The following is a 19582-nucleotide window of genomic DNA, read 5'->3' on the forward strand; positions in this document are numbered from 1 at the left end:
CACCACCATGGACGTTCGAACCTTGAGGGCAGAAGCTTTCAAAGCGCTGCATGCGCGCGAGGGCGCCTTTGTGATTCCCAATCCCTGGGATGCCGGGTCTGCCAAATTGCTCGCCAGCCTGGGTTTCGAAGCCTTGGCCACCACCAGCGCCGGTCTTGCCTATTCCAAGGGGCGGCCGGATGGCGAAGGGCGGTTGTCCCGTGAAGACACGCTGCTCAATGCTCTGTCGATCGTCGATGCCACCGCGTTGCCGGTCGCGGCCGACCTCGAGAACGGCTTTAGCGACGATCCCGAAAGCTGCGCCCAGATCATCACCGATGCGGCGGGTGTGGGCCTGGTAGGTGGTTCCATCGAGGATGCCACTGGGCGCGCCCAGGACCCGATCTACTCCATAGGCGTCGCCGTCGAGCGCATCGCAGCGGCCGTGGCGGCAGCGCGGCAGTTGCCGTATGCGTTCACGCTGACCGCAAGGGCAGAGAATTTTCTGCACGGGCGCGTGGATCTGGACGACACCATTCGCCGGTTGCAGGCCTATGCCGACGCCGGGGCCGATGTGCTTTACGCGCCAGGCTTGCGCACCCGCGAGCAGATCGTGGCTGTGGTTCAGGCACTGGCGCCCAAGCCGATCAATATTCTGATGGGCCTGGGCGGTGTCGATTTCAGCGTGGCGCAACTGGCCGAAATGGGCGTCAAACGCATCAGCGTCGGTTCTTCCCTGGCGCGCTGTGCCTACGGCGCCTTGTATAACGCCGCGTTGGAAATTCGCGAGGGCACCTTCGGTTATGCCGAGCAGGCGATGCCGTTCGATCAGCTCAACGGCCTGTTCAATCGCTGAGTCGCCGTGAAGGTATTACTGCTGTTGGTACTGCTGATCGCAGGTGCGGCCCTGGCGTATTGGCGCGGGTGGGTTCAGGTTCCGTCAGCATGGGATCCGTGGGCGTCGCTGGATGTTCGAGACACGCCGAACTGGCTCACGTCCTACAAACTGTCGAGGCTGCAGAACGATCGGGCTCTGTGCGATCAAGCGCTGGCCACCTCAGGCCTGCGCTATAGCCGCCAGGCCGATTCTGCGGCGACCGCCAAGTGTCCTTTGCAAAACGTGATCCGCGTGCAGGGCGGCGACGTGGCGCTGAGCAGCAGTTTCGTCGCCAGTTGCCCACTGGCCGTGGCATTGGCGCTGTTCGAACGCCATCAGTTGCAACCGGCGGCGCAGCAGATGTTCGGTCAGCCTGTCGCGCAGATCGACCACCTTGGCAGCTTTGCCTGCCGTAATGTCTACAACCGCAGCAGTGGTCGCTTGAGTCAGCATGCGAGCGCCAACGCTTTGGATGTTGCCGGTTTTCGCCTGGCGGACGGTCGGCGCATCAGCGTGCTGGCTGATTGGGCTGGGGGAGGAGACAAGGCATTGTTCCTGCGTCAGATCAGCCGCGGCGCCTGCCGTAGCTTCAATACGGTGCTGGGCCCGGAGTACAATGCGGCGCACCGTAATCACTTGCATCTGGACATGGGTAGTTGGTCCATTTGTCGCTGATTTTTCAAGGGTTTGTGCTGCTGAGTGGGAAGTGTCAGGATTGTGTAATGTTTGTATCAAACCATTGCCTGAACCGCACTCGGCACCCTTTATTGTGTCTGATGTTGTGACGATCACCGCCAGGCGATCGTTGCCGACCAGCGTCGCTGGTTCGTGCTATTCAGCGGTCCAGGAGGCCGCCATGACGTATCGACGAATCCTTTTGATTGTAGCCCTGAGTGTGTTGACCAGTGCGTGCGTGCCCTATGACGGAGGCAGCTACTACCAGCAAACAGAAGTCTACAGTTCCGACCGCGCTTACTACGGTCCCGAATATTCCACCGGGTATTACTACTCCCGTCCCGCGCCGCGTTACTACGTGGTGCCGCAGCCGCGCTACTACGCGCCGCCTCCCCATTACCGTCCACCACCTGCGCCAGGCTGGGGCGGCGGCGGGAGAGGGCCAGGCCCAGGCTGGGGCGGCGGTGGGCACGGTCCGGGCCCAGGCTGGGGTGGCGGTGGGCACGGTCCGGGCCCAGGTTGGGGTGGTGGGCGTCCGGGCGGCCCAGGCGGTGGTGATCATCGCCCGCCACCGCCCGGCAACGGCGGCGGCCATGGTGGTGACCATCGGGGTGGTGGCGGCCACGATCGAGGTGGTAATGGACCGGGTCGGCGTTAGCTCCTGATTCAGCGTTGTCGCTGCTGGCCTCTTCGCAGGCAAGCCTTGCTCCCACAAGGGTGAGTCGTTCATTCGTGGGAGCAGGGCTTGCTCGCGAAGGGGCCCGCCAGGCATGCATAACTTTACCTACGAACCGATTTCGGCCAGGTCCGCCAGCGGATGGCGGCCTTCCCAGACCTTGCTGAAATGCGCATCCACCACCGCCTGAGGAATGGCCGCCACGTCCGGCCAGTGCCAGCGTGGGTTTTTATCTTTGTCGATCAACTGCGCCCGCACCCCCTCGCTGAACTCCGGATGGCGGCAGCAGTTCAGGCTCATGGTGTATTCCATGCGCAGCACCTGCGCCAACGACATCAAACGCCCACGCTCGAATTGCTGCCAGATCAGGTGCACCGTCAGCGGGCAGCCTTCAGCCATGGTCTTGGCCGCGCGGGCGATCAACGGGTCGCGGTCATCGCGCAGCTGGCTGACTGCGCGCCAGGCCCCGACCGGGTCGACTACATCGAGCGACTCGTCGATGCGCTCGCGCCGTGCCAGCCATTGCCCGGCGGGGAGGCTCGCGACGGCTTCCGCCTGCAACGCCTTGAGCAAGCTGTTGAGCTGGATCGCGGACTGTTCCTGCCAGTTGAGCTGCAACAGGCCGTCGATCAGCGCGTCGAGTTGTTCCTCGCCCAGGAAGCGATCGGCCAGCCCCAGATCAAGCGCGTCACGGGCATTGATGTGGGCGCCGGTCATGGCCAGGAACAACCCCAGCTTGCCCGGCAGTTGCGACAGGAACCATGTGGCGCCGACGTCCGGGTACAAGCCGATGGTCACCTCCGGCATTGCCAGGCGACTGCTCGGGGTCACGATGCGCACGTTACTGCCTTGCAGCAACCCCATCCCACCGCCGAGCACGTAGCCATGGCCCCAGCACAGCAGCGGCTTGGGGAACGTGTGCAGTTGATAGTCCAGCGCATATTCGGCGGTAAAGAACTGCGCCGCCAGTGGCGGGACTTCACCGGGATGCGAGCGGCAGGCCTCGACCAGGCTGCGCACCTCGCCACCGGCACAAAAGGCCTTGGCGCCGTTGCCGCGCAGCACCACACAGGCAATGTTGGCATCGTCGGCCCAGTCCTTGAGGCGTGCACTCAGGGCCTGGATCATCGGCAGCGACAAGGCATTCAGGGATTTTTCCGCGTCCAGGGTGGCGACGCCGATGCGGGCGCCGTCTACTCCCGTCAATTCTTCGAAGTGCAAATTCATCGTGACCTCTCTTGTAGGGCAGCACCTGATTATGGCTCTTATGGTGCACCCTGCCGACTATCGCTCAGATCGATTGACAAGTGTGATGGTCTTTCCTAGTGTCCGCCCACAGTTTTTTCGGGTGAGCCCATGACAACCAATGATGACCGCATCAAACTCGAGCCCAGCTGGAAGCACGCGCTGCGCGCCGAGTTCGATCAGCCCTACATGGCCCAACTGCGTGATTTCTTGCGTGAAGAGCATGCCGCGGGCAAGGAGATCTTTCCGCCGGGGCCGATGATCTTCAACGCCCTGAACCTGACTCCGCTGGATCAGGTCAAGGTGGTGATCCTGGGCCAGGATCCGTATCACGGCCCAGGCCAGGCCCATGGCCTGTGCTTTTCGGTGCAGCCGGGCATCCCCACGCCGCCGTCGTTGCTCAATATCTATAAAGAGCTCAAGCGCGACCTCAATATCGACATCCCCGGCCACGGCTGCCTGCAGCATTGGGCCGAGCAGGGCGTGCTGTTGCTCAACACCACGCTGACGGTGGAACGCGCCAACGCAGCGTCCCATGCCAATCGCGGCTGGCAGCATTTTACCGACCGGATCATCGAGGTGGTCAGCGAACACCAGCCCAATTCGGTATTCCTGCTGTGGGGCGCCCACGCCCAGGGCAAGGCCAAGCTGATCGATGGTACCAAGCACCTGGTGCTCAAGTCGGTGCATCCTTCGCCGCTGTCGGCCTATCGCGGGTTTATCGGCAATGGTCATTTCAGCCGCACCAACAAGTTTCTCGAGCAGCACGGGCTGGCGCCGATCGACTGGCGCTTGCCGACGGTTTAAGGGCGACTCACGGGCCCCTTTGCAGGCAAGCCTTGCTCCCACCGGCGTTCACGCCTCTGTGGGCGCAACGCTTGCTCGCGAAGGCGCCGGGCCTGTTGGCGCACGCTGAAAGGTTGCTGAAAGGTTAACGAACTAGCATCGCTTCACGGCAGGTACCAACCGGCCCGAATACGATTCGTCATGATGCGACTCGATAACAAGAACAATAAGGAACTCCCATGAAGCTATCCCTGCGCCCGCTCGCCCTGGCCGCTGGCTGTGTGATGTTGTCCAGCTCGCTGTTCGCCGCCGAACCCAAACGCCCTGAATGCATCGCTCCGGCTTCCCCTGGCGGCGGTTTCGACCTGACCTGCAAGCTGGTCCAGAGCGCCCTGGTCAACGAAAAAATCCTCAGCAGCCCCATGCGCGTCACCTACATGCCAGGCGGCGTCGGCGCGGTAGCCTACAACGCGGTCGTCGCCCAGCGCCCGGCCGATGCCGGCACCTTGATCGCCTGGTCCAGTGGCTCGCTGCTCAACCTGGCCCAAGGCAAGTTCGGTCGTTTCGATGAAAACGCCGTGCGCTGGCTGGCGGCGGTCGGCACCAGCTATGGCGCCATCGCGGTCAAGAGCGATTCGCCCTACAAGACCCTCGATGACCTGGTCAAAGCCCTCAAGGCCGACCCCAGCAAGGTCGTGATCGGCTCCGGTGGTACCGTCGGCAGCCAGGACTGGATGCAGACCGCCCTGATCGCCAAGGCCGCCGGCATCAACCCGCGTGACCTGCGCTACGTCGCGCTCGAAGGCGGCGGCGAGATTGCCACGGCTTTGCTCGGCGGTCACATCCAGGTCGGCAGTACCGATATTTCCGACTCCATGCCGCACATCCAGAGCGGCGACATGCGCCTGCTCGCGGTGTTCTCCGACAAGCGCCTTGACGAGCCGGAGATGAAAGACATCCCCACCGCCAAGGAGCAAGGCTACGACATCGTCTGGCCGGTGGTACGTGGTTTCTATGTGGGCCCGAAAGTCACCGACGAGCAATACGCCTGGTGGAAAGAGGCCTTCGACAAACTGCTGGCGTCCGAAGACTTCGCCAAATTGCGCGATCAGCGCGAGCTCTTCCCCTTCGCCATGACCGGCCCGGAGCTGGACACCTACGTGAAAAAACAAGTGGCCGACTACAAGGTGCTGGCCAAGGAATTCGGCCTGATTCAATGACTCGCCGCTGAGCGCTCCGGCGCTCGGACCCTTTCCTTGCGCCGCAGGTCGGCGCTGCGGAGGATTGCCCATGCTCGTTTTTCAACGCCTGTTCGCTCTGGCGATGCTGCTGGTGTGCCTGGTCCTGGCCGTGATGGCCTGGCCCTATCAGGCTGCCTTTTCCTACGAACCGGTCGGCCCTCGCGCCTACCCGCTGCTCATGCTGGCGCTGCTCGGGGTGTCGTTCCTGTACATGCTGGTGCGCCCCACGGCCATCGTCCACAGCGAAGACGAACCGCAGCTGGATCGCCCGACGCTGAGCAAGATCGCCCTTTGCACGGCGCTGCTGCTGGTCTTCGCCGGGCTCTTCGAACCGCTGGGGTTCGTTCTCAGCTCGATACTCATCGGCATTCCCATGGCTCGCTTGTACGGCGGCCGCTGGTTGCCCAGCGGGGTGATCATCACGCTCATGAGCATTGCCTTGTACTGGCTGTTCGATCGGGTGATGGATGTGCCGCTGCCCTTGGGCCTGCTTGATTTTCTGGAGATCTGACCATGGATACGCTTGGATATCTGGGGCAAGGCTTCGGCGTTGCCCTCACCCCGTACAACCTGGTGACGGCGCTGTGCGGCACTTTGATCGGCACCGTGGTCGGCTTGCTGCCGGGCCTGGGGCCGATCAATGGCGTGGCGCTGCTGATTCCGATCGCCTTCGCCCTCGGCCTGCCGCCGGAGTCGGCGCTCATCCTGCTGGCCGCGGTCTACCTGGGCTGCGAATACGGCGGGCGGATCAGCTCGATCCTGCTGAATATCCCCGGCGAAGCTTCGACTGTCATGACCACCCTTGACGGCTACCCGATGGCCCGCCAAGGCCTGGCCGGTGTGGCGCTATCGTTGTCGGCCTGGAGCTCGTTCATCGGCGCCTTTATCGCCACCTGCGGCATGGTGCTGTTTGCGCCGTTGCTGGCCAAGTGGGCGATCGCCTTCGGCCCGGCGGAGTACTTCGTGCTGATGGTGTTCGCCATCGTCTGCCTGGGCGGCATGGCCGGCAACCGACCGCTGAAGACCTTTATCGCCGCGTTGATCGGGCTGTTTTTGTCCAGCGTCGGCATCGATGCCAACAGCGGCGTGTACCGCTTTACCGGTGACAACGTGCACCTGGCCGACGGTATCCAGTTCGTGGTGCTGGTGCTGGGGCTGTTCTCGGTCAGCGAGATCTTCCTGCTGCTGGAAAAGACCCACCGCGGCCAGGAAGCGATCAAGGCTACCGGGCGCATGATGTTCAATTTCAAGGAGGCCGCCTCGGTGTTCACGGTGAATATCCGTTGCGGCCTGCTGGGGTTCATCATGGGCGTGCTGCCGGGCGCCGGTGCGACCCTGGCCAGTGCGGTGGCCTACATGACCGAGAAGCGCATTGCCGGTACGGGCGGGCACTTCGGCCAGGGCGACAAGCGCGGCCTGGCGGCGCCGGAAACCGCCATCGGTGCGTCGGCCTGTGGTGCGCTGGTGCCGATGCTGACCCTCGGGGTGCCGGGTTCCGGGACCACGGCGGTGATGATCGGCGCGCTGTCGTTGTATAACATCACCCCGGGGCCGCTGCTGTTTCAGCAGCAGCCGGATATCGTCTGGGGCCTGATCGCCTCGTTGTTCATCGCCAATATCATGCTGGTCATCCTCAATATCCCGATGATTCGTATCTTTACCCGCATCCTCGCCGTGCCGAACTGGGCGCTGGTACCTGTCATCGCCATCATCACCGGCATCGGTGTGTATGCGGTGCATGCCACCACCTTCGACCTGTTCCTGATGGTGGGCATCGGCATCTTCGGCTACCTGCTGCGCAAGCTGGACTTCCCGTTGTCGCCGTTGCTGCTGGGGTTCATCCTCGGTGGCCTGATGGAGCAGAACCTGCGCCGGGCGCTGTCGATCTCCAATGGTGCGCTGGACATCCTGTGGTCGAGCCCGATCACCTTCGGGGTCTGGGTGCTGACCGCTTTCATGCTGCTGATGCCGTTGTTGCGCATCTGGCGCAAACGCAGCGTGGCGCGCCGTGCGGTGGCGGATGTCTGAAGTCCGTGGTTTACCGTGGTGGAGTACGCCGCTGGCAGGCTTGGCGGGCGGTTTCGTCGCCGGTCTGATCGGTTGGCCACTGCCGTGGATGATCGGCTCGTTGCTGGCGATCATCCTCGGGCGGTGCCTGACGCCCTGGCAGTTGCGCGAGATCCCCCATGGCCGCAAGTTCGGCCAGTGGGTGATCGGCGTGGGCATCGGTCTGCATTTCACCCCCCATGTGCTGGAGCAGGTGGCGAGCCATTTCGGGCTGATCTTTTTTGGCGCGTTGCTCACCAGTGTGTCCTCGGTGGTGGGCGTGTGGTTGCTGAGGCGCACCGGCGAGGAGCGCGCAACGGCGTTTTTCTCGAGCATGCCGGGCGGCTCCGGAGAGATGGTCAACCTCGGCGCGCGTAACGGCGCCGATCTCAGCCAGGTGGCGGCGGGGCAGAGCTTGCGAGTGCTGGTGGTGGTGCTCTGCGTGCCGGCGCTGTTCAAGTACTTGCTGGGCGAGGGTGTGCCGTTATCGCAACCAGCGGCGGTGGATTGGCGCTGGCTGGCGTTGATCTTTCCGCTGGGCGCACTGCTGGGGTGGGGATGGCAGCGGTTGCAGCAGCCCAATCCGTGGTTGTTCGGGCCGCTGCTGTTGAGCGCATTGATGAGTGTCAGCTTCGATTTGCACCTCGGCCTGCCCAATGGCGCCAGTCAGTTGGGGCAGTGGTTGATCGGCAGCGGGTTGGGGTGTCACTTCAACCGTTCGTTTTTCCGCCGCGCGCCGTCGTTTCTGGGGCGCACGCTGTTGGGCACGGCTTTGACCATGCTGATCGCCGGGGCCTGCGCCTGGTGCCTGAGCGTGTTTACTCATCTGGACCTGCGCTCCCTGACTCTGGGCATGATGCCGGGCGGGATTGCCGAGATGAGCCTGACGGCCGAAACCTTGCAGTTGTCGGTGCCCTTGGTGACGGCGATGCAAGTGATGCGGTTGCTGTTCGTGTTATTTCTGGCCGAGCCGTTGTTTCGCTATTGGGTCGGTAAAGTCACGGTTTGAACCTGTGGGTACGCGCAAGCCCGCGCCCACGGGGATATCGTTACACTGTTGATTTCGCGGAGCCCACCCATGCGCGTCCTGCTTGTAGAAGACCACCCGCAACTCGCCGACAGCGTCGCTCAGGCACTGAAAAGCACCGGCCTGACCGTCGATGTGCTGCACGATGGCGTGGCGGCCGACCTGGCGCTGGCCAGCGAAGAATATGCCGCCGTGGTGCTGGACGTCGGCCTGCCGCGCCTGGACGGTTTCGAAGTGCTGGCGCGCCTGCGCGGGCGTGGCCGTAATACCCCGGTGCTGATGCTGACCGCGCGCAGCGACGTCAAGGATCGCGTGCATGGCCTCAACCTGGGCGCCGATGACTACCTGGCCAAACCCTTCGAACTCACCGAGCTCGAAGCCCGGGTCAAGGCACTGTTGCGCCGCAGCGTGCTGGGCGGCGAGCGCCAGCAACGCTGCGGGGCGCTGGTCTACGACCTCGACACCCGGCGCTTCACCCTGGGCGATGAGATGCTCACCTTGACCTCCCGCGAGCAAGCCGTGCTGGAGGCCTTGATCGCTCGTCCCGGACGGGTGATGAGCAAGGAGCAACTGGCCGCCCAGGTGTTTGGTCTGGATGAAGAAGCCAGCAGCGATGCCATCGAAATATACGTCCATCGCTTGCGCAAGAAACTCGACGGGCACCCGGTGGCCATCGTCACCTTCCGCGGCCTTGGCTACCTGCTGGAGCAACGCGATGCGTGAACCCGGCAGCCTGCGCGGGCGGCTGTTATGGAACCTGGGCACCTTGTTGACGGTGTTGATGCTGGCCAGCGGCCTGAGCGCCTACTGGAACGGCCGCGAAGCCGCAGACATCGCCTACGACCGCACGTTGCTGGCGTCTGCCCGGACCATCGCCGCCGGGCTGTCGGAACGCGATGGCCTGCTCAGCGCTGACGTGCCGTACCTGGCCCTCGATCCCTTCGCCTATGACAGCGCCGGGCATATCTATTACCAGGTCATCGATATCGACAAAAAGCTCATCTCTGGCTACGAGCACTTGCCCGGGCCGCCGCCGGGTACCTTGCGTACTGACGACTATCCAGCACTGGCCAGCTTCTACAACGCGCGTTATCAGGGCCAGAACGTGCGGGTGGTGAGCTTGCTCAAGGCGGTGGTCGAGCCGGGCATGAACGGCATGGCCGAAGTGCGTGTCGCCGAGACGGACGAAGCCCGTGAGGCCATGGCCCGCAGCCTGATGGCCGACACCCTGCTGCGCCTGGGCATGTTGGGCCTGGGCGCGCTGGTGCTGGTGTGGTTCACGGTGAGTGCTGCGTTACGCCCGCTGGAGCGCTTGCGCGGCGCCGTCGAGGACCGTGCCCCCGACGACCTGCGTCCGCTGCCCGAGGTCGAGGTGCAGCGCGAACTGCTGCCGCTGGTGCAGGCCCTCAATCACTTTACCGAGCGCCTGCGCCGCCAGTTCGAGCGCCAGGCGCAGTTCATCGCCGATGCCGCCCATGAACTGCGCACGCCACTGGCCGCACTCAAGGCGCGGCTCGAACTGGGTTTGCGCGCACCTGAACCGCAGGTGTGGCGCGACACCTTGAATGCGGCGGGGCAGAGCACCGATCGCCTGACTCATCTGGCCAACCAGTTACTGTCGCTGGCGCGCGTCGAGAACGGCGCGCGGGCCATCGCCGAGGGCGGCGCTCAGCGCCTGGACCTGACCGCGCTGGCGCGGGAGCTGGGCATGGCCATGGCGCCACTGGCCCATGCCCGCGGGGTGTCGCTGGCGCTGGAAGCGGACGAGCCGGTGTGGCTGCTGGGCGAGCCGACGCTGCTCAACGAGCTGCTCAGCAATCTGGTCGACAACGCGCTGGCGCACACTCGCGCCAACGTGATTCTGCGGGTCAATGCACCAGGTGTGCTGGAGGTGGAAGACGACGGGCCGGGCATTCCGCTGCAAGAGCGCGAGCGTGTATTCGAGCGCTTCTACCGGCGCAATCAATACAGCGCCGGCACCGGCCTGGGGCTGGCCATCGTCGGGGAGATCTGCACGGCGCATCTGGCGCGGATCAGCTTGCACGATGGCGAGGCTGGCGGGCTCAAGGTCAGGGTCAGTTTCCCGCCGCGCTGAAGGGGGTCATGCCAGCAATTGCCGGGCGCTGGTCAACTCGTCATGGCTCATGGGCGGGCGATCGCCCAGTCCCAGGCGCTGCCAGCTGTCCAGGCTGCTGATCGACGCGCCTTCGCGCGCCGGTTGATTGAGCAGGCTGGCGATCTGAATGACGTCGGCGTAATCAGCCGGGCCGGGCTCGCGATGCAGTTGCAGATAGCATTCGGGGACATTGGCCAGCGGCGCCGGAAAGTCCCATTTCTTGAGAATGCGCTCGCCGATCAGCGGGTGGATGCGGTCGATCACGTGGTTCAGGCAGATCGGATCGGAGAGCAGTTCGTTGTGCTCTTCGGCATAGATCAGGATCGGCAACGCGCCGATCTGGTGGATCATTCCGGCCAGCGCCGCCTGATCGGGTTTCAGGCCGCGATTGCTGTGGCGGCAGAGTTCGTAGGCAATGCCGGCGATCTGCACGCTGGTGGTCCAGATATCGCGCATCTTCTGTTCGACCACCGAGGAGCGGGCATTGAAGATCTGCTCCATCACCAGTCCGATGGCCAGGTTGCAGCTGTAGTTGACGCCCAGCCGGGTGATTGCCGTGTGCAGTGCGGTGACTTCGCTGCTGCCGCGCAACAGGGGGCTGTTGACTACCTTGATCAAGCGTGCGGACAAGGCGATATCGCGGCCGATGACCTTGCTCAGTTCGCTGACATTGATGTCGCGGTCTTCGGCGGCCTCACGGATCTGCAAGGCCACTTCAGGCAGCGTCGGCAGCATCAGATCGTCCCTGTCGATCGCTGCCAGCAGGTCCTTTTGAACGGTTTCCGCCAGGTTGCTCATCTTGGTACTCGAAAGTGTTTGCGGTGCTGAACGATTGCCCGTGCAGGCACCTGGAGGTGCCTGGGACGGTGGTTCAGCGCTGGATTTCGCGATCGCGGTCCAGCTCGTAGGGCAGCGTCAGCAAGCTCAGCAAGGGGCCGCTGGCGTCACCGACGTGAATCTCGCCACCTTCGACGGCATCGGCCTGCAGCACGGCCAGCAATTCGATACCGTTGGCGGCCTGGGCCGCCAGCACTACCTCGCCGATGGCGCTGTTGCGGCTGGGCTCGAACAACGGCGTGCCGGGCTCGGGCAGGGTGTCGGCGGCGAGGGCTACCCGGTACAAGCGACGCTTGAGCTTGCCCAGGTACTGCATGCGCGCGACGATTTCCTGTCCGGTATAGCAACCTTTCTTGAAGCTGACCCCGCCCACGGCTTGCAGGTTGAGCATTTGCGGGATGAACAGCTCGCGGGTCTGGGCCATGACCTGGCCGATGCCGGCGCGTACCTGGCCCAGCAGCCATTCATTGAGCGGGGCTTGCGGCAGGTGCGCGGCAAGTTTTGTCTGCACGGCCGGCGCCTGGTCGGCGGGCACCCACAGTTCGACGCGGTCGGCGGATGCGCGCACCGCGATAAGCTCGCCGGCGCGGGCGACGCTGTGGGTGTCCTCGGCCAGATTCAGCTCGAGTTCGCCGAGCAGCGCCTGGCTGGGATCGCCGGCATCAGCAGCACCGGTGTCGCCTGCGGGCAACTGCTGCAGGCCGAAGCGGACCCAGGCGGCGCTTTCGTCGGTAAGCTTGGATTTGGAGAACACCGCGTATTTTTTCAGATCCGCCAGTTGCGGTTCGATCAGCTCGCTGATCATCGCCAGCAGGCAGCCGTCACCTTGCAGCAAGATACGGAAGCTGGACTGCATGCGGCCTTTTTGCGTACAGCGCGCGCCAAGGCTGGCGTGGTCCTGATCCAGGTAATTGAGGTTGCAGGTCAGTTGACCTTGCAGAAACTTGCTGGCATCTGAGCCACGCACGGCAACAACGCCCTCGTGGGACAGCACGCAGAAAAAAGCGGAATCGGCCATGGGTCTTCGCAGTGGAAAGAGACTGGCGCCCATCATAGTGCGCCACCGGGCAAATGGGTAGGGACCATGGTCGTCGTGACCGAGACCGCAGTGCGTAGCGGGGCGATATACCCGCAAACACTTCGCCGATGGTCGCGGATGCCCCGGCATCGTCCGCTCTGTATACTGGCCGCCTATTTGAGGAGAGCTCCATGGTCGAAGATATTGAACTCAACCGGCTCTACTGGCATAGCCGCCGCGGCATGCTCGAGTTGGATGTGCTGCTGGTGCCGTTTGTCCGGGAGGTCTACCCGCATCTGGGTGATGTCGATCGCGAGTGCTACCGCAAGCTGCTGGAGTGCGAGGATCAGGACATGTTCGGCTGGTTCATGGAGCGCGCCGAGTCCGAAGATCCCGAATTGCAGCGCATGGTTCGCATGATTCTGGACCGTGTCCAGCCCAAGTGATCGGTTCGAGTGTCGCTGGCGGGCGTCGAGGCGTTTGCTGGTGGTGTGCCTTGTGGGCCATCTGCTGGCACTGATTGCCTGCCTGATGCTCGCAGTGCCGGGTGCTATCAAACTGGCTTTGTTGGGGATGTGTCTGGCCCATGTCGTCTGGGTCACGCCGCGCCACGTTTTGCTCGGTCATCCCTTGGCTGTGACCGGTCTGCGGCGCAATCGCGATGGCTGGCAGCTGTGGACGGCGAGGGCAGGGTGGCAGCCGGTGCAGTTGCGCCACGACAGCGTGGCATTGCCGGGGTTGGTGATCATCCGTTATCGCCGACCGGGGCAATGGTTCAGTCGCAGTGTCTGCGTTCCAGCCGACGCCTTGCCTGCCGATCAGCACCGCCGCTTGCGGGTACGGCTGAAATTCAGCCGACGGCGCTGGGCGGCAGTGGTGAGGCAGGCTGATGTGCGGCGCCGCTGATGGCCTCATCGCGAGCAAGCTTTGCTCCCACAACAGCCGTTCCTGAGTGGTGCACCTGCGCAGCCATGGCTTGCCCGCGAAGGCTACACCGCTGTATTCGGGTCCAGCACCGTATCCACTGCCTCATCCAGCATCAGCGGATAATCCAGCGTGTAATGCAGCCCGCGTGACTCCTTGCGCGCCATGGCTGAGCGAATCATCAGTTCAGCCACTTGCGCCAGGTTACGCAGCTCGATCAGGTCGCGGCTGACTTTATAGTTGCTGTAGAACTCGTCGATTTCGTCCAGCAGCAAGCGTACCCGATGCTGTGCGCGTTGCAGCCGCTTGGTGGTACGTACGATCCCGACGTAGTCCCACATGAAGCGCCGCAGCTCGTCCCAGTTGTGGGCGATGATCACGTCCTCATCCGAATCGGTGACCTGGCTGGCGTCCCAGCCCGGCAACTGTTCGGGCATCGGTGTACTGGACAGCTGCTCGACGATATCGGCGGCGGCCGAACGGCCGTACACGAAGCATTCCAGCAGCGAGTTGCTGGCCATGCGGTTGGCCCCGTGCAGGCCGGTGAAGCTGGTTTCGCCGATGGCATATAGGCCTGGCACATCGGTGCGGCCTTGGCGATCGACCATCACGCCACCGCAGGTGTAATGCGCGGCGGGGACCACTGGAATGGGCTGACGGGTGATGTCGATGCCGAACGTCAGGCAGCGCTCGTATACCGTGGGGAAGTGCGCTTTGACGAAATCGGCCGGTTTGTGGCTGATGTCCAGGTACACGCAATCCACGCCCAGGCGCTTCATCTCGTGGTCGATGGCGCGGGCCACGATGTCGCGCGGGGCCAGCTCGCCACGCGGGTCGAAGCGCTGCATGAAACGATCGCCGTTCGGCAGCTTGAGGATGGCGCCTTCGCCGCGCAGCGCCTCAGTGACCAAAAAGCTCTTGGCCTGCGGGTGATACAGGCAGGTCGGGTGGAACTGGTTGAACTCCAGGTTGGCGACTCGGCAGCCGGCACGCCAGGCCATGGCGATACCATCGCCGCATGCGCCGTCAGGGTTGCTGGTATAGAGGTAGACCTTGGCCGCGCCGCCGGTGGCGACAATGGTGAAGCGCGCGCCGAAGGTATCGACCTCGCCGCTGCGACGATCAAGCACGTAGGCGCCCAGGCAGCGATCACCGCTCAGGCCCAGGCGTCGTTCGGTGATCAGATCAACGGCGACGCGCTGCTCCAGCAATTCGATGTTCGGTCGTTGCCGTGCTTGTTCGAGCAAAGCGGTGAAGATCGCCGCGCCCGTGGCGTCGGCGGCATGGATAATGCGGCGGTGGCTGTGACCGCCTTCGCGGGTCAGGTGATATTCGAAATGGCCGTCGTCGGGTTCGCTGCTGTCGTCGCGGGTAAATGGCACGCCTTGCGCGATCAGCCATTCGATGGCTTCGCGACTGTGTTCGACGGTAAAGCGCACCGCGTCTTCGTGGCACAGGCCGCCGCCGGCATTGAGGGTGTCCTCGACGTGGGACTGCACGGTGTCGGTGTCGTCAAGCACCGCCGCGACGCCCCCTTGGGCCCAGAACGTCGAACCATTATGCAGGTCACCCTTGCTCAGGACCGCCACACGCACATCGCTCGGCAGGTTCAGCGCCAGGCTCAAACCTGCCGCGCCGCTGCCGATTACCAGAACATCATGTTGGAACTGCTGAGTCATTATTATGATTCCACGAGACGACTGACGAAGGCGGGACAGACCGCCAAGAATCAAGCTTCACCGCGGTCGCGGGCTTGCCGCGGCCGGTTCCCGGGCGACGGCCGGGTCGGCAGGGGAAAAGGTTCCCTAGTATATAGACAGGCGTAGCGGCACAATAGCGGGCTGCATCGCACGAAAGCTTGAAAATTCAGAGGGAACTTTCTGTATGGGCGTTGAATCCATAAGGGGTTACCTATAAAAGGTACAGCGTCGAATCGGCTGTGCACTTGCGCTTGCGAAGCACTTCGGGTTTCAACGACAAGATTATTGGCGCAGCCGGCCCGGTCCGTGCTGCGTTTTTCGTGCAGCGCCCGGACTGGCTGCGGGAAAACTTGCTTGGAGGGGAGAACTTTTGCGAAAAGCCCGAGTCTATGTTTGCAAGCCTGAACGATGCCTTTTGCGATGCTCCTTAACGTTCACTGAGGAGTGTGCATGCTAACCCAGGAAGAGGATCAGCAACTGGTCGAACGCGTACAGCGCGGAGACCGGCGAGCTTTCGATCTGTTAGTACTCAAGTACCAGCACAAGATTCTCGGTTTGATCGTGCGCTTCGTGCACGACACTCATGAGGCTCAGGACGTCGCGCAGGAAGCGTTCATCAAGGCGTACCGGGCTCTTGGCAACTTTCGCGGTGATAGCGCGTTTTACACGTGGCTGTACCGTATCGCCATCAACACGGCGAAAAACTATCTGGTGTCCCGCGGACGCCGGCCGCCAGATAGCGATGTGAGTTCTGAAGACGCAGAGTTCTACGACGGTGATCACGGTCTCAAGGATCTTGAGTCTCCGGAGCGCGCTCTGCTGCGGGATGAAATCGAGGGCACTGTCCATCGGACCATCCAGCAATTGCCAGAAGATTTACGTACGGCGCTAACTTTACGTGAATTCGACGGTCTGAGTTATGAAGACATTGCGAGTGTCATGCAGTGTCCGGTGGGTACCGTTCGCTCTCGGATATTCCGAGCTCGGGAAGCCATCGATAAAGCCCTGCAGCCGTTGTTGCAGGAATCCTGAGACAGCGGCGATAGCCAAGAGAGGAACGCCATGAGTCGTGAAGCCCTGCAGGAATCGCTGTCCGCAGTGATGGATAACGAAGCGGACGAACTGGAATTACGTCGGGTATTGACTGCCCTTGACGATGCCGAAACACGTGCCACCTGGTCTCGCTACCAAGTTGCCCGTGCAGTCATGCACAAAGACCTGCTCAATCCGAAACTGGATCTGGCAGCGGCTGTGTCGGCTGCTCTGGCTGACGAGGCGGTGCCGGCCAAGTCCAAGCCGCGTGCCTGGCGTAGCCTGGGTCGCCTGGCGGTCGCCGCCTCCGTTACCGTCGCCGTGCTGGCAGGCGTGCGCCTGTACAACCACGACGAAGTCACTGGCGCACAGCTCGCACAACAGCAGTCTGTACAGTCGGGTCCTTCGGTGCCGCAAGCGCAAGGCCCAGCAGTATTGGCTAACTACACTGAGGGCGCTGAGCAGCCGAGCACCGGGCCAATGGCCAACGGCGTTCTGCAGAACCAGGCCGGCTGGCAAGACCAGAAGCTGCCAGGCTACCTGCGCCAGCATGCTCAGGAAGCTGCCGTAAAGGGTACTGACACCGCGCTGCCTTACGCTCGCGCTGCTAGCCTGGAAAACCGTTAAGGAGCTTCATGCGCGGTTCAACCCTAGTCACGTTATTGCTCGGTGGGTGTCTAAGCGTCCCGGCCTTTGCGGCCAGCGACGCTTCACAATGGCTTAATCGCCTGGCGCAGGCCGAGCAGCAGCAGAGTTATCAGGGTACTTTCGTTTACGAACGCAGTGGCAGTTTTTCCACTCATGACATCTGGCATCGTGCCCAAGGCAGCAAGGTCAGCGAGCGTCTGCTGCAGCTCGATGGCTCTGCCCAGGAAGTCACGCGTGTGAACGGCCAGACGCAGTGCGTCAGCGGTGCCCTGGTGCCGGGCGTGAGTGTCGCCCCGGCTACATCTCCCAGACCTCTCGATCCCTTGAAGCTCATGTCCTGGTACGACCTCTCGGTCGCCGGGGAATCGCGCGTGGCGGGTCGTAAAGCCACCATCGTGACCATGACGCCCAAGGATCAATACCGCTATGGTTTCGAACTGCATCTGGACAGCGAGACCGGCTTGCTCCTCAAGTCGTTGTTGCTCAACGACAAGGGGCAGTTGCTCGAGCGCTTCCAGTTCACTCGATTCGATCCGACGAGCCCGAGCGATACTGACCTGAGCGCCAGCAAGAACTGCAATCCGGTGGCGCAGGTGGCGGCGGTCAAGGACCCGTCTGGGCCGATCAATTGGCATTCCGACTGGCTTCCCCCCGGTTTCGAGCTGGCCAATAGCGCGGTGCGCAAGGATCCTGACAGCAAGTCGACCGTCAGCAGCTTGATGTATGACGATGGCCTGGCGCGTTTCTCGGTCTTCCTGGAGCCGCTCAATGGTGCCAAGGCTACGGACGCGCGCACCCAATTGGGCCCGACTGCCGCTGTGTCGCGGCGCTTGAGTACGCCCAAGGGTGACGTCATGGTCACGGTGGTGGGTGAAATCCCGATTGGCACTGCCGAGCGCATCGCCCTGTCGATGCGTCCTCTCGACCCCCAGGCCAAGCAGTGATCGACCCTTGCCGGCGCGGTGTTTCAGCGTCCGGCGAGGCTCTCGCGCAGGCTTTGACAGAGTTTTCATGCTTGCGCTGGCAAGATGAAAATTCAGTGTCTTCGGTTGCAAAAGCATCTGAATTTTCTTATAGCTCAGCTCTGCAGGACGTTGATGGCGCCGCCGTTGTTCAGGTCGCGCGATCTTCGCCAAGAGCGCGCGTGCAGTCGTGATGGCTGTGCGCAGCGGCTGCTCCATGAGGGTGGCCAGTGCTGAACATGTTGCTAAACAACGTTGCTTAATTTCGCTCGTTGTAAACGGGAGCCGTATGTCGATACCACGTTTCAAATCCTACCTTTCCATCTGCGCTGCGGTGCTGATGCTTGGCCAGATTGCAGCCGTGCAGGCCGAGGCGTTGCCGGACTTCACCACCTTGGTCGAGCAGGCCTCGCCGGCAGTGGTGAACATCAGTACCACGCAAAAACTCGACAGCAAGACTGCCAGTGCCGATATGCCGGACCTCGACAGCCTGCCGCCGATGTTCCGCGATTTCTTCGAGCGCAACATGCCCAAGGGTCAGAAGTCGCCGCGCGGCGATCGCCAGCGTGAAGCTCAGTCACTGGGCTCGGGCTTCATCATTTCTCCCGACGGTTACGTGCTGACCAACAATCACGTGATCGCCGATGCCGATTCGATCATCGTGCGCTTGTCCGATCGCAGCGAGCTGAAGGCCAAGCTGGTGGGTACCGATCCGCGCAGTGACGTGGCATTGCTGAAAATCGACGGCAAGAATCTGCCGACAGTCAAACTCGGGGATTCCGACAAGCTCAAGGTAGGTGAATGGGTGCTGGCGATCGGCTCGCCGTTCGGCTTCGACCATTCGGTCACCAAAGGTATCGTCAGCGCCAAGGGCCGGACCCTGCCGAACGACGCCTATGTGCCGTTCATCCAGACCGACGTGGCGATCAACCCTGGCAACTCCGGCGGCCCGCTGTTCAACATGGCCGGTGAAGTGGTTGGCATCAACTCGCAGATCTTCACCCGTTCCGGCGGCTTCATGGGCCTGTCGTTCGCGATCCCGATCGATGTGGCGCTGGACGTTTCCAATCAGCTGAAAAAAGACGGCAAGGTCAATCGCGGCTGGCTGGGCGTGGTGATCCAGGAGGTCAACAAGGACCTCGCCGAATCCTTCGGTCTGGACAAACCTGCCGGTGCGCTGGTGGCGCAGATCATGCCCGATGGCCCGGCGGCCAAGGCCGGCCTGCAAGTGGGTGACGTGATCCTGAGCATGAATGGCCAGCCAATCGACATGTCGGCTGACCTGCCGCATCTCGTGGGTGGTCTCAAGGCGGGCGCCAAGGCCAGCCTTGACGTGGTTCGCGAGGGCAAGCACCGCACCGTCGACGTGACAGTGGGCGCCATGCCGACCGACGATCCGGACATGAATGGCAATGCTCAGGGCTCGGCAGATACCGACAGCAATCGCCTGGGGCTGACCGTCGGCGACCTGACCGCCGATCAGAAAAAAGAACTGCAATTGCCGAACGGCATCTTGGTCAAGGATGTGCAGGACGGCCCGGCAGCCATGATCGGCCTGCAGCCAGGCGACGTCATCACTCACCTGAACAATCAGCCGCTGACCTCGGCCAAGCAGTTCAGCGACATCGCCAAGGCGTTGCCGAAGAATCGTTCAGTGTCGATGCGCGTGTTGCGCGACGGCCGTGCGAGCTTCATCACCTTCAAGCTGGCCGAATGATCGGCTAACCGGTGGCAACATAAAAAGGGCGGCCCACGGGTCGCCCTTTTTTATGGCTGCTATCCCTGTGGGAACT

The 19582-nt window shown here is 62.8% G+C and carries 20 protein-coding genes; 16 read left to right on the forward strand and 4 right to left on the reverse strand.

Annotated features, from left to right (window positions below):
- The first annotated feature begins 7 nt into the window (after positions 1–7).
- The 3 genes from REH34_RS21195 to REH34_RS21205 all read left to right on the forward strand — a co-directional run bounded on the left by REH34_RS21195 (position 8) and on the right by REH34_RS21205 (position 2189).
- A complete protein-coding gene (locus REH34_RS21195) occupies positions 8–835 on the forward strand; it encodes an oxaloacetate decarboxylase (RefSeq protein ID WP_226503222.1) in 828 nt (275 codons plus the stop codon).
- Between the two features lie 6 nt (positions 836–841).
- Positions 842–1531 carry an extensin family protein gene (locus REH34_RS21200; RefSeq protein WP_311969072.1) on the forward strand — a complete coding sequence of 230 codons (690 nt, stop codon included), beginning with the start codon at positions 842–844 and terminating at the stop codon, positions 1529–1531.
- 181 nt (positions 1532–1712) lie between these two features.
- The gene (locus REH34_RS21205) at positions 1713–2189 is read left to right on the forward strand and encodes a hypothetical protein (RefSeq protein WP_311969073.1); all 477 of its coding nucleotides are present in this window, start codon (positions 1713–1715) and stop codon (positions 2187–2189) included.
- A gap of 126 nt (positions 2190–2315) precedes the next feature.
- On the opposite strand, the gene REH34_RS21210 is transcribed toward REH34_RS21205, so the two are convergent.
- Complete coding sequence (locus REH34_RS21210; protein WP_311969074.1) at positions 2316–3434, reverse strand: enoyl-CoA hydratase/isomerase family protein; 1119 nt, start codon at positions 3432–3434, stop codon at positions 2316–2318.
- Positions 3435–3563: 129 nt separating this feature from the next.
- On the opposite strand from REH34_RS21210, the gene ung reads away from it, so the two are divergent.
- From ung to REH34_RS21245, 7 genes are all read left to right on the forward strand, one after another.
- Positions 3564–4259, forward strand: coding sequence for a uracil-DNA glycosylase (ung, locus tag REH34_RS21215; protein WP_226503226.1), 696 nt, complete (start codon positions 3564–3566; stop codon positions 4257–4259).
- Between the two features lie 218 nt (positions 4260–4477).
- Positions 4478–5458 (forward strand): tripartite tricarboxylate transporter substrate binding protein, encoded by a 981-nt coding sequence (locus REH34_RS21220; RefSeq protein WP_226503227.1) that lies wholly within the window; start codon positions 4478–4480, stop codon positions 5456–5458.
- Positions 5459–5528: 70 nt separating this feature from the next.
- Positions 5529–5990 (forward strand): tripartite tricarboxylate transporter TctB family protein, encoded by a 462-nt coding sequence (locus REH34_RS21225; RefSeq protein ID WP_311969075.1) that lies wholly within the window; start codon positions 5529–5531, stop codon positions 5988–5990.
- Positions 5991–5992: 2 nt separating this feature from the next.
- Positions 5993–7507 (forward strand): tripartite tricarboxylate transporter permease, encoded by a 1515-nt coding sequence (locus REH34_RS21230; RefSeq protein ID WP_311969076.1) that lies wholly within the window; start codon positions 5993–5995, stop codon positions 7505–7507.
- On the forward strand, positions 7500–8534 hold the full coding sequence (locus REH34_RS21235; RefSeq protein ID WP_311969077.1) for an AbrB family transcriptional regulator: 1035 nt from the start codon (positions 7500–7502) through the stop codon (positions 8532–8534). Before REH34_RS21230 ends, REH34_RS21235 begins: the two co-directional genes overlap by 8 nt.
- 69 nt (positions 8535–8603) lie before the next feature.
- On the forward strand, positions 8604–9275 hold the full coding sequence (locus REH34_RS21240) for a response regulator (RefSeq protein WP_226503231.1): 672 nt from the start codon (positions 8604–8606) through the stop codon (positions 9273–9275).
- Positions 9268–10647, forward strand: a complete 1380-nt coding sequence (locus REH34_RS21245) for a sensor histidine kinase (protein WP_226503232.1) — start codon at positions 9268–9270, stop codon at positions 10645–10647. The genes REH34_RS21240 and REH34_RS21245 overlap by 8 nt, the downstream gene beginning before the upstream one ends.
- A gap of 6 nt (positions 10648–10653) precedes the next feature.
- On the opposite strand, the gene REH34_RS21250 is transcribed toward REH34_RS21245, so the two are convergent.
- Complete coding sequence (locus tag REH34_RS21250; RefSeq protein ID WP_311969078.1) at positions 10654–11466, reverse strand: HDOD domain-containing protein; 813 nt, start codon at positions 11464–11466, stop codon at positions 10654–10656.
- Between the two features lie 73 nt (positions 11467–11539).
- Complete coding sequence (locus REH34_RS21255; protein ID WP_311969080.1) at positions 11540–12523, reverse strand: folate-binding protein; 984 nt, start codon at positions 12521–12523, stop codon at positions 11540–11542.
- Positions 12524–12714: 191 nt separating this feature from the next.
- Between REH34_RS21255 and REH34_RS21260 the strand changes: the two genes are divergently transcribed.
- Together REH34_RS21260 and REH34_RS21265 are read left to right on the forward strand one after the other, a co-directional pair.
- Positions 12715–12969 (forward strand): succinate dehydrogenase assembly factor 2, encoded by a 255-nt coding sequence (locus REH34_RS21260; RefSeq protein ID WP_226503235.1) that lies wholly within the window; start codon positions 12715–12717, stop codon positions 12967–12969.
- Entirely contained in the window at positions 12953–13429 is a 477-nt protein-coding gene (locus REH34_RS21265; RefSeq protein WP_311969081.1) for a protein YgfX, read from the forward strand. The genes REH34_RS21260 and REH34_RS21265 overlap by 17 nt, the downstream gene beginning before the upstream one ends.
- Positions 13430–13512: 83 nt before the next feature.
- On the opposite strand, the gene nadB is transcribed toward REH34_RS21265, so the two are convergent.
- Positions 13513–15126: an L-aspartate oxidase gene (gene nadB / locus REH34_RS21270; RefSeq protein WP_226503237.1), complete on the reverse strand. Its 1614-nt coding sequence runs from the start codon at positions 15124–15126 to the stop codon at positions 13513–13515.
- 471 nt (positions 15127–15597) lie between these two features.
- Here nadB and rpoE point away from each other — a divergent pair, with 471 nt between their 5' ends.
- From rpoE to REH34_RS21290, 4 genes are all read left to right on the forward strand, one after another.
- Positions 15598–16179, forward strand: coding sequence for an RNA polymerase sigma factor RpoE (gene rpoE / locus REH34_RS21275; RefSeq protein WP_040070299.1), 582 nt, complete (start codon positions 15598–15600; stop codon positions 16177–16179).
- Between the two features lie 30 nt (positions 16180–16209).
- The gene (locus tag REH34_RS21280; protein ID WP_226503238.1) at positions 16210–16806 is read left to right on the forward strand and encodes an RseA family anti-sigma factor; all 597 of its coding nucleotides are present in this window, start codon (positions 16210–16212) and stop codon (positions 16804–16806) included.
- A gap of 8 nt (positions 16807–16814) precedes the next feature.
- Positions 16815–17771: a MucB/RseB C-terminal domain-containing protein gene (locus REH34_RS21285; protein WP_311969082.1), complete on the forward strand. Its 957-nt coding sequence runs from the start codon at positions 16815–16817 to the stop codon at positions 17769–17771.
- A 307-nt stretch (positions 17772–18078) separates the two neighbouring features.
- Positions 18079–19506 (forward strand): DegQ family serine endoprotease, encoded by a 1428-nt coding sequence (locus REH34_RS21290; RefSeq protein WP_311969083.1) that lies wholly within the window; start codon positions 18079–18081, stop codon positions 19504–19506.
- Positions 19507–19582: the final 76 nt, after the last annotated feature.

Source organism: Pseudomonas baltica (assembly GCF_031880315.1).
Classification (GTDB): Bacteria; Pseudomonadota; Gammaproteobacteria; order Pseudomonadales; family Pseudomonadaceae; genus Aquipseudomonas.